The sequence below is a fragment of the Pseudomonas sp. Irchel 3E13 genome (assembly GCF_900187455.1).
Lineage (GTDB): Bacteria > Pseudomonadota > Gammaproteobacteria > Pseudomonadales > Pseudomonadaceae > Aquipseudomonas.
This window is the reverse complement of record NZ_FYDX01000002.1, coordinates 465,215-479,206: the sequence shown is the minus strand read 5'-3', so window position 1 is coordinate 479,206 and position 13,992 is coordinate 465,215. Positions and strand designations below refer to the sequence as shown.

General features: G+C 62.3%; 13 protein-coding genes and 1 pseudogene. 4 read left to right on the top strand and 10 right to left on the bottom strand.

The genetic code is table 11. The features are described 5' to 3' along the window. Positions 1-45: 45 nt before the first annotated feature. The 5 genes from CKW37_RS04665 to CKW37_RS32320 all read right to left on the bottom strand — a co-directional run bounded on the left by CKW37_RS04665 (position 46) and on the right by CKW37_RS32320 (position 2,076). Positions 46-471, bottom strand: a complete 426-nt coding sequence (locus CKW37_RS04665) for a YbaN family protein (RefSeq protein ID WP_095154271.1) — start codon at positions 469-471, stop codon at positions 46-48. 58 nt (positions 472-529) lie between these two features. Then, positions 530-1,138 (bottom strand): biliverdin-producing heme oxygenase, encoded by a 609-nt coding sequence (locus tag CKW37_RS04660; protein ID WP_095154270.1) that lies wholly within the window; start codon positions 1,136-1,138, stop codon positions 530-532. 227 nt (positions 1,139-1,365) lie between these two features. Continuing rightward, complete coding sequence (locus tag CKW37_RS33140) at positions 1,366-1,494, bottom strand: hypothetical protein (protein WP_256587682.1); 129 nt, start codon at positions 1,492-1,494, stop codon at positions 1,366-1,368. A gap of 8 nt (positions 1,495-1,502) precedes the next feature. Next, positions 1,503-1,784 carry a hypothetical protein gene (locus CKW37_RS04655; RefSeq protein ID WP_095154269.1) on the bottom strand — a complete coding sequence of 94 codons (282 nt, stop codon included), beginning with the start codon at positions 1,782-1,784 and terminating at the stop codon, positions 1,503-1,505. Between the two features lie 205 nt (positions 1,785-1,989). Then, positions 1,990-2,076: a hypothetical protein gene (locus CKW37_RS32320; protein WP_256587685.1), complete on the bottom strand. Its 87-nt coding sequence runs from the start codon at positions 2,074-2,076 to the stop codon at positions 1,990-1,992. A gap of 748 nt (positions 2,077-2,824) precedes the next feature. Here CKW37_RS32320 and CKW37_RS32315 point away from each other — a divergent pair. Beyond that, positions 2,825-3,226 (top strand): hypothetical protein, encoded by a 402-nt coding sequence (locus CKW37_RS32315; protein WP_143501883.1) that lies wholly within the window; start codon positions 2,825-2,827, stop codon positions 3,224-3,226. Between the two features lie 192 nt (positions 3,227-3,418). Here CKW37_RS32315 and CKW37_RS04650 read toward each other — a convergent pair. The 5 genes and pseudogenes from CKW37_RS04650 to gap form a co-directional block, all read right to left on the bottom strand. Beyond that, positions 3,419-4,566: pseudogene (locus tag CKW37_RS04650) on the bottom strand (IS3 family transposase). Positions 4,567-4,721: 155 nt separating this feature from the next. After that, on the bottom strand, positions 4,722-7,298 hold the full coding sequence (locus CKW37_RS04645; protein WP_095154268.1) for a TonB-dependent receptor: 2,577 nt from the start codon (positions 7,296-7,298) through the stop codon (positions 4,722-4,724). 260 nt (positions 7,299-7,558) lie between these two features. Further along, the gene (locus tag CKW37_RS04640; RefSeq protein ID WP_095154267.1) at positions 7,559-8,521 is read right to left on the bottom strand and encodes a FecR domain-containing protein; all 963 of its coding nucleotides are present in this window, start codon (positions 8,519-8,521) and stop codon (positions 7,559-7,561) included. A 74-nt stretch (positions 8,522-8,595) separates the two neighbouring features. Continuing rightward, on the bottom strand, positions 8,596-9,114 hold the full coding sequence (locus tag CKW37_RS04635; RefSeq protein WP_095154366.1) for an RNA polymerase sigma factor: 519 nt from the start codon (positions 9,112-9,114) through the stop codon (positions 8,596-8,598). Positions 9,115-9,240: 126 nt separating this feature from the next. After that, positions 9,241-10,242: a type I glyceraldehyde-3-phosphate dehydrogenase gene (gap, locus tag CKW37_RS04630; protein WP_095154266.1), complete on the bottom strand. Its 1,002-nt coding sequence runs from the start codon at positions 10,240-10,242 to the stop codon at positions 9,241-9,243. 220 nt (positions 10,243-10,462) lie between these two features. Here gap and edd point away from each other — a divergent pair, with 220 nt between their 5' ends. Genes edd through CKW37_RS04615 form a run of 3 tightly spaced genes read left to right on the top strand, consistent with a single transcriptional unit; the run spans position 10,463 to position 13,988 of the window. Further along, the gene (edd, locus tag CKW37_RS04625; protein ID WP_095154265.1) at positions 10,463-12,289 is read left to right on the top strand and encodes a phosphogluconate dehydratase; all 1,827 of its coding nucleotides are present in this window, start codon (positions 10,463-10,465) and stop codon (positions 12,287-12,289) included. Beyond that, on the top strand, positions 12,286-13,242 hold the full coding sequence (locus CKW37_RS04620) for a glucokinase (RefSeq protein WP_095154264.1): 957 nt from the start codon (positions 12,286-12,288) through the stop codon (positions 13,240-13,242). Before edd ends, CKW37_RS04620 begins: the two co-directional genes overlap by 4 nt. A 35-nt stretch (positions 13,243-13,277) precedes the next feature. Next, positions 13,278-13,988, top strand: a complete 711-nt coding sequence (locus tag CKW37_RS04615; protein WP_177454398.1) for a response regulator — start codon at positions 13,278-13,280, stop codon at positions 13,986-13,988. Positions 13,989-13,992: the final 4 nt, after the last annotated feature.

The window sequence follows — 13,992 nt, the reverse complement described above, 5'->3', positions numbered from 1 at the left end:
TCGCCAGGTCCCTCTTAGCGGTATCAGGCCATCGGCCCGGAAACTTTAGCCGTGAGCGCGCGCCGACGAGCGGTTTTTCAGGTCAATGGGTACCGATTCCGGGCGCGACCAGATCCACAGGTTGCCCAGGCTCATGCCGCCGATGGCGAGAAACACCGGCCAGCGGTGCTCGAGGAACACCAGCATCACGGTGGCGCAGAGCAGCATGCTGAGGGTGGCGCTGACTTTGGCGCGGCGCTGGATCACCTTGCCGTTGCGCCAGTTATGCAGGATCGGCCCGAACAGCCGGTGGTTTTCCAGCCAGGCACTCAAGCGCGGCGAGCTGCGGGTGGCGGCCCAGGCGGCGAGGAGGATGAATTCGGTGGTGGGCAGGCCGGGCACGACGATGGCGATCAGGCCGATGCCCAGGCTGACGTAGGCCAGCAGGCCATAGAGCAGACGGGACAGTTTGGAGCGGAGTGGCTGGGTCATGGGCTCGTCGACGGCACGGTTGGGTGATCCGGCCATCATGATGATGGCCGGCGCACACTTAGGCCAGTTCGGCTTTAGGCGCAGTTGCGTAAGCGTGTTTCAGCAACTGGGTGAAACGCTCGAAGGCGGCGACCGCGCCTTGTTCGGCGGCGGCGTCTTCTTCCGGGCTCAGTTCCAGGCTGTCGAGGGTGCGGGTGAAGCTCTTCCAGCCTTCGGCACGGCCGCCAGCAGGTTCGCCGAGGTGACGGGCGCCGAAGCTGTCGGACAGCTCAAGGGCGGCGGCGCGCTTGATCAGGAAGGCGGCGCCGAGCTTGGAGCCTTCGGAGACGAATAGCCAGGCCAGGGCTTCACCCAGGCTCGGGTTCTGCAGGGCGCCCGGGAAATCGGCGGGCACGGCGGTGTCGAGGTCGGCCAGGTCCAGGCGCGCGGCGTCGGCGCGGCAGCGATCGGCCAGGTCAGGGAAAATGGCGATCAGTTTCGGATCGGTGTACAGCGCTTTCAGTTCGTTCTGGAACAGGTACTGGGCGACCACGAAGCGGGCGAAGTTCTCGCGGGTTTCGAACGGTGCGTGGGATTTGACCAGAGCGTCCAGTTCGGCGTGCGGTGCGTGGGTGACCTGGTTCAGGCGTTGCGAGCGCAGGGCGGCGCGTTCGGTGTTGGCTGTCATTGAGAATTCCTTGCGAATGGGGCGGGCCTTGTAACTAGACGTGCAAGGAGACGCGCGACAGTAAAAAAACCTCACCTTTGCGGGGTGAGGTTTTTTGGGTGGGGACTGTATTGGCCCCATCGCTGGCAAGCCAGCTCCCACAGGGGGCGTGTCGCCACGGATAGTGTGGGAGCCGGCTTGCCGGCGATGGGGTTCGATAGGCCAACAGTTAGCGGTGTTACTGATGGTCAACCCCACAATTCCGCCAGTTGCACAAAGCTCATCTGCTGGTAGTAGTGCCCAACGATGATCTGCCGTCCCCGCTCCTGCAGTTGCTGTATCAGCACTCCCAGGCTGTGGTCCTTGCTCTCCTGCACATAAGCACTCAGCGGGCTATTGCCCGGCAGTGTTTCCGCAATGACCCCAACGCCAGAAAATACCCAAACGCCAAGTCCACCGCACTGCTCACCACCAACTCGAAATCAGCGTCACTGTCGCTGAAGCGCTCTTCACTACTGATGCCCGCCAGCCGGTCCCGGCTGACCGGGCGCGAATCCTTGATGTAGCAAGCCAGCCCCTTGAGCACCGCACCCTTGAGAAACGGTTCGGCGTAGGTGCGAAACCGCACCTGGCGTAAGGGATCAAAACCGTCGATGGCCTGCAGCAACCCCTGGGACGTGAGGTTGAGGTAGTCAGCCCATTCCGCCAGCGGGTGCGGGTAGCGGTTGTAGCAGTATCCCGCAAAGGTCCGTGCCCAAGGACTGTGGTGGAAGAACAGACGCGCGCGGGTGTCAGCGGAGCGGAGCGCGAGCCACTCGTGCCAGAGTGCCTGTTCTTCGTCGTTGCGGCTTGGGTCGGATCCATGCCTGTGCTCAGACGACGCTGCGGACCAAGGGCTGGGTAATCAGCCCCCAACCGTCGATCAGCAGGAACAGCATGATTTTCAGCGGCAGGGAGATGGTGATGGGGGCAGGGATATCAGTCGACGGATAGGCCGGTGCTCAGCCTTGGCGAGACGCATATTTTTGCTTACGCGTCTGAACCTGAACCACAGCCCTCTGGCGGTGATGGGGAAGGATGCGCAGATCTATGACGGGTTCCGCAATTACTCTTCTGCCACTGTAGATAATGGTGATGTTCCATTGTTATCGCTGGTTGGCGTTGGGGTGCCGTCCAAACCTAATCTGTCACGGCCAGAAAAAGGAGTGTTGTTCACTTGATTGTTATGTGTATGAAAATGGTATCTTTTCCAGAGTTTCGTTACGCGGCAATCCAGCTTAGCGCTTGGTACAGGAGGCTTTGTTAGCAAACCAATCTCCATGGCCGCTGGGTTATACTGCTTCTCCTCGTCAAATGACGATTGGAGAGCAATTCAATATGGTAGTAGATGCAACCCAAGTTCAAGCGGCCCAAGTGGTTTTGCAAAAATTTCTCAGAGATCCCAGGTCATAAATTTGCGCGTGAGATTCTGGTAATTACTGAGGAGTTTAAAAGTGATGTTTCCTATATGTAACGTTATGAAGTGATTAAACCATTTGAGGCGCTTGAAGGACCAATCGGGCCTCAAGTTGACCACGTCAATGGGAGGCTGCTTGAAGGTAGTCAGGCAGTGTGGCTGTTGGATTTGGGAATAAAGTGGAATCCTAGGCTTGAGTATTTTAAGCCTGTAGGTTCCCCAATTCCCCTCAATCGATAGTGGACCAATAAGTGAGTAACAATATCTTTGGTATAAATGTAAAGTGGACGGTTTGGGATAATAATCCTATCGTGTGCTGGGAGTGGTCTGGTGGAAGGGCATCTGTCAAGATGACGTTTCCACCAATATCGGTGGGAGTTATCCATGTGAATGATGCTTTGGTTGTTGCGATTGTAGGAAGTTATGAGGAGTTCTCCTCAGGAAATCTGAACTTGTACTCTCTTGATGGAGTGTTTTTGCAGTCATATACTGCACCTCAGTTAGGTGAGGAGTCTCAGTTTGGAGCAGTTGAGGAGGTAGGTAGCTCCATTAGGGCTGTAATTGGATATCTGGATAATGGGCGCTGGAAGGAAGTAGCTGGTACTCTTGATCTGCGGAGTGGTTTTGTCGATTCTATCCACCGAAGCTATTGATTCGAAGTAGGATAGGACTGGTTTTTTTCATGCTGAGTCTGAAGTGACTGCTCAGGAGTTCAGGGGGCGTATAAATATATGTCTAATATTAAACAATATGAGGTTGGCGGATAAGTTGGTCTTGATCAAATCGGTACAGATCTTGGCCTGTGTGTGGCGGTCAACTTTTCCCGGACACTTCAATGTGTGAGGTCAGGCCATCTGCCGCTCGTATTGGTTGGGCGGTAGATAGCCCAGGGTCGAGTGCAGTCGATCATGGTTGTAGAACTTCACGATGTAGTCCGTGACGTCTCTGATTGCTTCGCCATGGTTGGCGTAGTCCTTCCTCCAGGTTCTCTCGGTTTTCAGGTTCAGGAAGAAGCGTTCCATTGCCGCGTTATCCCAGCAGTTACCCTTCCTGCTCATGCTGCAGCGCATGCCATGGCGCCTCAGCAAGTCTTGGTAATCAGCCCCAGCGTACTGACTGCCGCGACCCGCGTGAGCAATCAGGCCCGGCGCTGGCTGTCGTTGGGCGATCGCCAGTTGCATCGCGCTACACACCAGTTCCGCACGCATGTGTGGCGCCATGGACCAACCTATGATCTTGCGTGAGAACAGATCCATGACGGCTGCCAGGTAAACCCATCCACTGCGGGTGCGAATGTAGGTGATATCCGCAACCCAAGATTGGTTGGCCCCCTTGGGCATGAACTCACGGTTGATCAAGTTTCCGCCACCGGCAGGTCATAGTTGCTGGTGGTGGTATGGACAAACTTGCGCTTCCAGGCCGAGTGCAAATCGTACCGTTTCATTAAGCTGCGCACCTTGAACCTGCCTATGAGCACACCTTCCTGGCGCAACGCGCTCACCAATCGACGGCTGCCGTAGCAGTTCCCCGAAGATACGAATGCAGCTTTGAGTCTGACGCCCAGCGGACAGGCTGGCTTAGGTTTGCTTTGCCGCTGTCGTGCCTCATAGAAGCCCGAACGGCTGATCCGCAGCACCCGGCAAACACGTGTCACCGGGCTAGGCCTTGCGTTGTAATTGGCGAATCAGTTTATGGATCACTTCAATTCGCGGGCAAAGAAGGCCGTAGCTTTTTTTAGGATGTCGTTGTCCATCTTCAGCTCACGGATCTGCTGCTCAAGCTGGCGGATTCGCTGCTGCTCGCTGGTCAACGGTTTTCCTATTCCGGAGCCGTCCAACTGCTCGGCCTTGTACTGGGCAACCCAGCGGCGCACGGCGGTATTGTTCAGACTCAGGTCAAGGCAAACCGAGTTCACGCTCAGGCCTTGGTCAACAATCATTTTGCAGACCTCAAGCTTAAACTCGGTGTCGAACTTTCTGTACTTACGGCCCATCGGATGCTCCTCAGTGGGGGAATTTTCACCCATTGAGGTGTCCGGGGTCATTAGACCAGCGCAAATCGCTGGCAAGCCAACTCCTACAGGGGGCCGTGTCGCACGGATACTGTGGGAGCCGGCTTGCCGGCGATGGGGCCCTGCATGGCTTCAGATCAGATATCCCACACCAGATTGATCGCAAAGTTGCGACCCGGCATGGTCAGGCGATCCATGTTGGCCGGCGCGGTGGCGGCAGCTTCGCCCAGGCCGTCGTAGCCGCGGACGTCATCCCACTGCCAGTATTTCTTGTCGGTCAGGTTGTACAGGCCGGCGTTGACGGTGACGTCGTCGGTGACCTTGTAGAACCCGGTCAGGTCGAGCACGCCGTAGCCCGGGCTGCGGAACTGTTTGCTGGTGCCGTCCGGGGCGAAGAAGCTCTGGTCGTCGACCCGGTTCTTGCGCTTGACCAGTGTCCAACTGACCAGTGCACCGTACTGCTCCTGCTCGTAGCCCAGGCCGAACACGCCGGTCAGCGGGTTCACGCTGTTGATCGGCTGGCCGGTGTCTTCGTTCTTGCCCCAGGCGTAGGCCAGCGAGGCCTGGGTGTACAGGCCGGCAGGTGCGCCGAAGTGATCGAGGTTCAGACGGCCTTTGAACTCCGCGCCCTTGATGGTGGCGTTCTTGATGTTGTTGGCTTCGAAGTCCTTGTTGATGTCAGAGCCCTGCACCGCGTCTTCGTTGATGAAATCGCGGTACTTGTTATAGAACACCGCCACATCGAAGTTGCCCGCGTCGAAGTTGCCGCGCAGACCGGTTTCGTAGCTCTTGCTCTTCTCCGGTTCCAGGTTCGGGTTGCCCTGCACGCTGTAGCCCTGGCCCGGGTTTTCGAAGCGACCATAGAGCGCCTTGGCGGTCGGGGTGCGGAAGCCCTCGGCGTACTGGCCGTACCACGTGTAGTTGTCGTTGAAGGCGTAGGTCACGCCGAACTTGGGCGAGACGCGGTGCCACTTCTTCTCTTCCAGGTTGACCGGCTCGTTGGTGGACGCGATGCCGCGCAGGAACTCGTCGGTGGCGCGAGGCTTGAGGCGGGTCTGGTCGTAGCGCACGCCCGGCAGGAAGGTCCACTGGTTCCAGCGGATTTCATCCTGGGCGAAGGCGCTGTAGGTGTTGACGGTCGGGTCCGGGAAGTCGCTGACTTCGACCAGCGCGCTGGACGCCAGTGGGCGCCCGGCGACGCAGCCGAAACCGGTGGTCAGGCAGGTGGCGGTGCCGCTGCGCGAGCCGGTGACCTTGTTCTGCTTGAAGGTCGCGCCATAGGTCAGCAGATGTTCGGTTTCACCAAGGCTGAAGGCCTTGTCCAACTGGGCGTCGAGGATCCACTGACGGTCCTTGTAGGTGGTCTTGCGATCGCGGTACAGGGTGTAGACCATCGGCCGGTAGATTTCTTCGGTGCGCTGGTCAGTCTTGCCGATCTGGTAGTTCAGGCTCCACTTCACGTGGTCGGCCAGCAGGCTGTCGAGGCCGAACTCGTTGGCGATGCCGATGCGCTCGCGGGTGACCACGTCACTGCCGGTGCGGTTCTGGTAGAAGTTCAGCGGGCTCGGGGTGAACGGGCCGCCGACGGCGCTTTTCTGGTTGAGGTCGCGGTCGTCCTTGTAGTGCTCGTAGGTCAGCGCCAGGCGTGCGTCGTCGGCGTAGTTCCAGCCCAGCTTGGCGAGCACGTTGGTGGTTTGCACGTCCTCGGGGTTGGCGGCGGTGCGGTTCAGGCCGGTACCGCCGTGGTCGGCGTAGGACTCGGTCTCGTGGCCGTCGCGACGGCTCAGGTGCAGCAGGCCGTCGAAGTCACCCTGGCGGGCGGCCACGGTGCCGGATTTGAGCCAGCTGTTGTCGGCCGAGCTGTAGCCGGTTTTCAGGCGGGCGCCGACGTCCTGGCCGGGCTTGATGATGTCGTCCGGGTCGAGGGTGAAATAGCTCACCGCGCCGCCGATGGCGTTGCTGCCGTAGAGCACCGAGGCCGGGCCGCGGAGGATTTCCACGCGCTTGACGATTTCCGGGTCGACGTAATTGCGCTGGGTTTGCGCGTACGGGCCGAAGAAGTAGCTGTCGGGAATGGCCACGCCGTCGATCTGGGTGAGGATTCGCTCGCCGTCGATGCCGCGGATGTTGTAGCCGTTCAGGCCGCTGCGCTGGCCGGTGCCGCTGACCGACACGCCCGGTTCGTAGCGCACCAGATCCTTGATGCTGTTGACGTTCTGCCGGTCGAGCTGTTCGCGGGTCTGCACGGTGACGGTGCTGGGCACCTGGCTGACGTCCTGGGCGCTGCGGGTGGCGCTGACGGTCACCTGTTGCAGGGCGATGGCCTGGGATCGGGTGCGCTCGATCACCACGTTGTTGTTGCTGAGCTTGCGGTAGTTCAGGCCGGTGCCGGTCAGCAGGCGCTGCAGGGCTTGCTCGGGCGACAGGGAGCCTTGCACGCCCGGCGAGGCGACGCCTTCGGCCAGTTCGGCGGACAGGCCGATCTGCCAGCCGGTGACCGCGGTGAAGGCGTTCAGTGCCGAAACCAGTGGTTGCTGGGCGATGGCGAAGCGGTAGTCACCCATGCGCTGGGCCGGGGCTTGCGCCGGTTCGGCGGCCAGGGCCGGCAGGCTGCAGGCGCCGCTGGCGAGCATGGCCAGGGTCAACAGGGACAGCGTGCAACGCTGCAGGCCTGGTGTACGTGGGGTGACTCGACGGGTGGATCCGGTAGACATCGAAAAGCGCTCCCTGTCGCGCGTTGTTATAGGATGCGTCCGACTCAAAAATAAGAATCAGTTGCATTGGCTATAACGAGACGTGTGACGGCAGGGGATCGCGTAAAAAAAGGTTTCTGTTCTCTGATGACGCTGTAGGAGCGAGCTTGCTCGCGAAGGCCACCCCACACGGTGGGTGGTTGAACCTGCCGTGGAGGTGGAAGGGGCCGGCAGCGTGGCCACCTAGACACCCCAAAGCCCAACCCTAAAAAATCAGCGGATCAGTTGAGGATCACAACGGCAGGAAATTCCCGGACCTGCGCCGAGGTGATATGGGCCAGGGAACGCACGGCTTCGAGCGGCTGGTCGAGGCGATAGTTGCCGGTCACCGCGACCTGATCGAGCGCGCCGTTGGTGCTGATGATCCAGCCGGGGTAGTAGCGGCGCAGTTCGGCGAGCACCTGGCTCAGCGGGCAGTTCTCGAAGATCAGCCGGCCTTCGACCCAGGCCAGGTCTTTCTGCAGGTCGGCGCGTTCGCGCTGGCTGAAACCGTTGGGGCCGACGCGGATGCTGTCGCCGCTGCTCAGGCGAATGCGCTGGTCGCTGCTGGCGAGCAGGTCGACATCGCCGCGCTGGACCCGCACCTGGGCTTCGCCATTGAGATAGCGCACGGCGAAATCGCTGTCGCGCACGCTGGCACGCAACGGCCCGGCCTGCAGTTCAAGCGGCTGGGTACGCCCGGCAGTCACTTCGAAGAAGGCTTCGCCCTGATACAGGCGGGCAACGCGCTGGCGGGTGTCGATGTTGCTGGAGAACGCCGAGTTGGTGTTGAGCAGCACCCGCGAACCATCGTCCAGTTGCACGCGCTGGCGCTCGCCGACCACGGTGAGGTGATCGGCTTGCAAACGCACGGGCAGGTTGCCGACGGTAAACACGCCGACCAACAACACCGCCGCCGTCGCCAGCGGTTTCCAGTGTGGACGCAGGCGGGCGAGAGGCGAAGGTTTGCGTTTTTCATGCAACTGGCCCGCAGCCTGGCGCAGGGTGTTGCCGTTCCACAATGCTTCGGCTTCGACGTAGGCGGGGGCGTTGGCGGGGTCGGCTTCGAGCCAGGCTTCGAAGGCCTGGGTGTCTTCGGCGCTGGCGCATTGCAGGCGGATCAGCCAGTCCAGGGCCTCGCCCATGGCTCTGTCGCAGGCAGCCGGGTCCGGCGGCGAAGGGCTATGAGAGGGGTGGTCTGTCACGGGTGATCCTTGCGGCGAGGCGGGCGTAGATGGACGTCATGATCGGGGCTAACGACGGATCAGGCAAGCGGCCATCAGTTACCGTTGAGTCGATCGGCCACACCCATGCAGATCGCCATAATCAGTTTCAGTTCCTTCTGTACGGTGCTGGCCGAGACGTCCAGTTGCTCGGCGATCTCCAGGTAACTGGCGCCGTGCAGGCGGCTGAGGATGAAGATGCGCTGCTGGCGCGGGGTGAGTTGCGACAGCGAACTGCTCAGGCGCTTGAGCAGTTGCGCGGCATGGGCGGCGTCTTCGGCGCTGCCCACGGGAGCGGCGACGTTGTGCAGGATTTGTTCGGGCACGTCATCGACCACGGTGCGCGACTGCACCCGGCGCGCGCGCAGGTGATCGAGGGCAAGGTTGCGCGCGGTCTGGAACACGAAGGGCTCCAGGTGTTCGATAGGCCGCTCGCCAAGGGCGCGGGTGACCCGCAGGTAGGTTTCCTGAAGCAGGTCTTCGGCGGTGCTGGGGTTGTCCACCATGCGCTGCAACGTGCGCAGCAGGGTGACGCGCTGGGCGAGGAAAACGGAGTTGAAGTGGGACTGGCTCACGGCGATACCCGAGCGGAATTTGCTAATGATAATGCTTATCATCAACCCCGTTGGTCAAGCACGAAGTACGACAAGGGTGTCAGTCGTCGTATGAAAATTCCCCGGCTGACACCCGCAAAGCCCCGTCTACCGCGCGCTCCACAGCGCCAGGCAGTTATCCAGCATCCGGTTGGAAAAGCCCCACTCGTTGTCGTACCACGCCATCACTTTGAGCAGCTTGCCGCTGGCTTTGGTGTGGTTGGCGTCGAAGATCGACGACAGCGGGTTGTGGTTGAAGTCGCACGACACCAGCGGCAGGTCGTTGTAGCCGAGGATCGGTGAGTTGCGGCTGGCTTCCTTGAACAGCGCGTTGACCTCCTCGGCGGTGGTCTCGCGGGCGAGGGTGACGGTCAGGTCCACCAGCGACACGTTGATCACCGGCACCCGCACCGCCATGCCGGTCAGCTTGCCGGCCAGTTCCGGCAGCACCAGGCCCACCGCTTCGGCGGCGCCGGTCTTGCTGGGGATCATCGACTGGGTCGCGGCGCGGGCGCGGAACGGGTCGCTGTGGTAGCCGTCGGTCAGGCTCTGGTCGTTGGTGTAGGCGTGGATGGTGGTCATCAGCCCTTGCTCGATGCCCAGTTCGCGGTGCAGCACCTGGGCCACCGGGGCCAGGCAGTTGGTGGTGCACGAGGCGTTGGAGATGATCTGGTGCGAGGCGCGCAGGATGTCGTGGTTGACGCCATAGACTACAGTGGCATCCGCGCCCTTGGCCGGCGCCGAGATGATCACCTTGCGCGCCCCGGCGGCAAGATGGCCGGCCGCCTTGGCGCGGTCGGTGAACAGCCCGGTGCATTCGAACACCACATCGACGGCCTCGGCTTTCCACGGCAACTCCGCCGGGTTGCGGATGGCGCTGACGGCGATCCGGTCGCCATTGACCGTGAGGCTCTCCTGATCGAATTCCACGGTGCCAGCAAAGTGGCCGTGGACGCTGTCGTACTGGAGCAGGTGGGCGTTGATGGCGCTGTCGCCGAGGTCGTTGATGGCGACGACTTGCAGGCCCTGGCGGTAGCCTTGGGTATAGAGTGCGCGGAGCAGGTTGCGGCCGATACGGCCAAAGCCATTGATTGCGATCCGGATGGTCATGGGACACCTCATGCGTCGCGCTGATTTTTGTTGTTTGAATAACTAGATTATTCAGTAGCAGCCAGAAAACAAGCTGCAGTGTCGGCAATATTTTGTTTTAAATACTACCTATGATCGGTGGATACCTTGATTGCCCCCTCTTCTTGAGCCTAGGCCGCAATCGTTTGGAAGGGAAACCGCCGCAGTGTTTGCAACCACCGTTTAGCCTGGAGTCCAGTTCATGCATCCGCGCATCCTTGAGGTCACCGAACGGTTGATCGCCCGTAGTCGTCCCACCCGAGAACGCTACCTGCAACTGATTCGTGGCGCGGCCAGCGAAGGCCCGATGCGTGCCCGCCTGCAATGCGCCAACTTCGCCCACGGCGTGGCCGGCTGCGGCACCGAGGACAAGCAGAGCCTGCGCCTGACCAATGCCGCCAACGTGGCGATCATTTCCGCCTACAACGACCTGTTGTCCGCGCACCAGCCCTACGAGCACTACCCCGAGCAGATCAAGCGCGCCCTGCGCGACGTCGGCTCGGTGGGCCAGTTCGCCGGTGGCGTGCCGGCGATGTGTGACGGCGTCACTCAGGGCGAGCCCGGCATGGAACTGGGCATCGCCAGCCGCGAAGTGATCGCCATGTCCACCGCCATCGCGCTGTCGCACAACCTGTTCGATGCGGCGCTGCTGTTGGGGATCTGCGACAAGATCGTCCCCGGCCTGCTGATGGGCGCGCTGCGCTTCGGTCATCTGCCGATGCTGTTCGTGCCCGGCGGGCCAATGCCTTCGGGGATTTCCAACAAGGAAAAAGCCGAGGTGCGCCAGCGCTACGCCGAGGGCAAGGCCACCCGCGAACAGTTGCTCGAATCGGAGATGAAGTCCTACCACAGCCCCGGCACCTGCACCTTCTACGGCACCGCCAACACCAACCAGTTGCTGATGGAAGTCATGGGCCTGCACTTGCCGGGCGCGTCGTTCGTCAATCCTTACACGCCGCTGCGCGATGCCCTGACCGTCGAGGCCGCGCAGCAGGTCACCCGCCTGACCAAGGCCAACGGCGCGTTCACGCCGCTGGGCGAGATCGTCGATGAGAAGGTGCTGGTCAACTCGGTGGTCGCGCTGCACGCCACCGGCGGTTCCACCAACCACACCCTGCACATCCCGGCCATTGCCCAGGCCGCCGGCATCCAGTTGACCTGGCAGGACATGGCCGAGCTGTCCGAGGTGGTGCCGACCCTGTGCCACGTCTATCCCAACGGCAAGGCCGATATCAATCACTTCCAGGCCGCGGGCGGCATGTCCTTCCTGATCCGCGAACTGCTCGACGCCGGGCTGCTCCACGAAGACGTCAACACCATCGCCGGCCACGGCCTGCGCCGCTACACCCAGGAGCCGTTTCTCGACGGCGAGCGCCTGGTCTGGCGCGAGGGGCCGGCGCAAAGCCTCGACGAATCGATCCTGCGCCCGGTCGAGCGGCCATTCTCGCCGGAAGGCGGTTTGCGGGTGATGGAAGGCAATATCGGTCGCGGGGTGATGAAGGTTTCCGCAGTGGCCGCCGAGCACCAGGTGGTGGAAGCGCCGGCGCGGGTGTTCCACGACCAGCAGGAATTGGCCGACGCCTTCAAGGCCGGTGAGCTGGAGCGGGACTTTGTCGCCGTGGTGCGTTTCCAGGGCCCGCGCTGCAACGGCATGCCCGAACTGCACAAGATGACGCCGTTCCTCGGGGTGCTCCAGGACCGTGGTTTCAAGGTCGCGCTGGTCACCGACGGGCGCATGTCCGGCGCCTCGGGCAAGATCCCCGCAGCGATTCACGTCTGTCCCGAGGCCTATGACGGCGGGCCGCTGGCGCGAGTGCGCGACGGCGATATCGTGCGCGTCGATGGCAACAGCGGCACGTTGCTCGTGCGGGTCTCGGAAGAAGAACTGGCCAGCCGCGAACTGCCGACGGCGCCGCTGGGCAATGACCTGGGTTGTGGCCGCGAATTGTTCGGTTTCCTGCGTCAGGCACTGAGCCCCGCAGAGAAGGGCGCCAGCGCCTTCACCTCGGCACTGGAGGGTTGCAAATGAAGGTCGCGCTGGTCGGTGATATCGGCGGTACCAATGCCCGTTTCGCCCTGTGGCGCGACGATGCCCTGCACGCCGTGCGGGTCTTTGCGACGGCGGACTACACCAGCCCCGAACAGGCCATCGGCGTGTACCTGGCCGAACAGGGCATTGCCCGTGGCGAGCTGGATGCCGTGTGTCTTGCGGTGGCCGGGCCGGTGTCCGGCGACGAATTCCGTTTCACCAACAGCCACTGGCGTCTGAGCCGCGAGGCGTTTTGCGCGACGTTGCAGGTGCCGCATCTGCTGCTGATCAATGACTTCTCGGCCATGGCCCTTGGCATGACCCGGCTGCGCGACAACGAGCGCACCACGGTCTGTGAAGGCGAGGCCGATCTGACCCGCCCGGCGCTGATCATCGGTCCGGGCACCGGCCTCGGTGTCGGCAGCCTGCTGCGCCTCGAAGAGGGGCGCTGGCTGGCGATGCCGGGCGAGGGCGGGCATGTCGACCTGCCGGTGGGCAACGCACGGGAGGCGGCGATCCGCGAAGTCATTGCCGAACAGACCGGCCATGTCAGCGCCGAAACCGTGCTCAGCGGCGGCGGCTTGCTGCGTTTGTACCAGGCCATCTGCACCCTCGACGGCCACACGCCGACGCTGACCACACCCGCCGCCATCACCGACGCCGCGCTGGCGGGCGAGCCGCTGGCACTGGCGGTGATCGAACAGTTCAGCCGCTTCCTCGGCCGGGTTGCCGGCAACAACGTGCTGACCCTCGGCGGTCGCGCTGGCGTGTACATCGTCGGCGGTGTGATCCCGCGTTTCGCCGGGCTGTTCCTGCGCAGCGGTTTTGCCGAAAGCTTCGCTGACAAAGGCTGCATGAGCGGCTACTTCAAGGGCGTGCCGGTGTGGCTGGTGACCGCGGAGTTTTCCGGGCTGCTGGGCGCCGGGGTGGCTTTGCAGCAGGCGCTGGGCTAGGGTCATTGCGCATCGACAGACAAGGACCCGCCGTTGTGAGCAAGTCGATTCTGCTGGTCGACGACGACCAGGAAATCCGTGAATTGCTGCAGACCTACCTGAGCCGCAGCGGCTTCCAGGTACAGGCCGTCGCCGATGGAAAAGGCTTTCGCCAGGCGCTGGATGCCGGCACCAGCGACCTGCTGATCCTCGACGTGATGTTGCCCGACGAAGACGGTTTCAGCCTGTGCCGCTGGGTGCGCCAGCACCCGCGTCAGGCCCAGGTGCCGATCATCATGCTGACCGCCAGCTCCGACGAAGCCGACCGGATCATCGGCCTGGAACTGGGTGCCGACGACTACCTCGGCAAACCGTTCAGCCCGCGTGAGTTGCTGGCGCGGATCAAGGCGTTGTTGCGCCGCGCCGGCTTCCAGGCGCCGGGAGGCGAGGTGCTGGTCTTCGATGAGTGGCGTCTGGATACGGTCAGCCACCGCCTGTTCCACCGCGACGGCGAGGAAGTGATTCTGTCCGGCGCCGACTTCGCCTTGCTCAAACTGTTTCTCGATCACCCGCAGCAGATCCTCGACCGCGACACCATCGGCAACGCCACTCGAGGCCGCGAGCCGATGCCGCTGGACCGGATCATCGACATGGCGGTCAGCCGTCTGCGCCAGCGCCTGCGCGACACCGACAAACCGCCGCGGCTGATCCGCACCGTGCGCGGCAGCGGCTACCTGCTGGCGGCCAGCGTTGCGCCCTCGCACTGAGGGT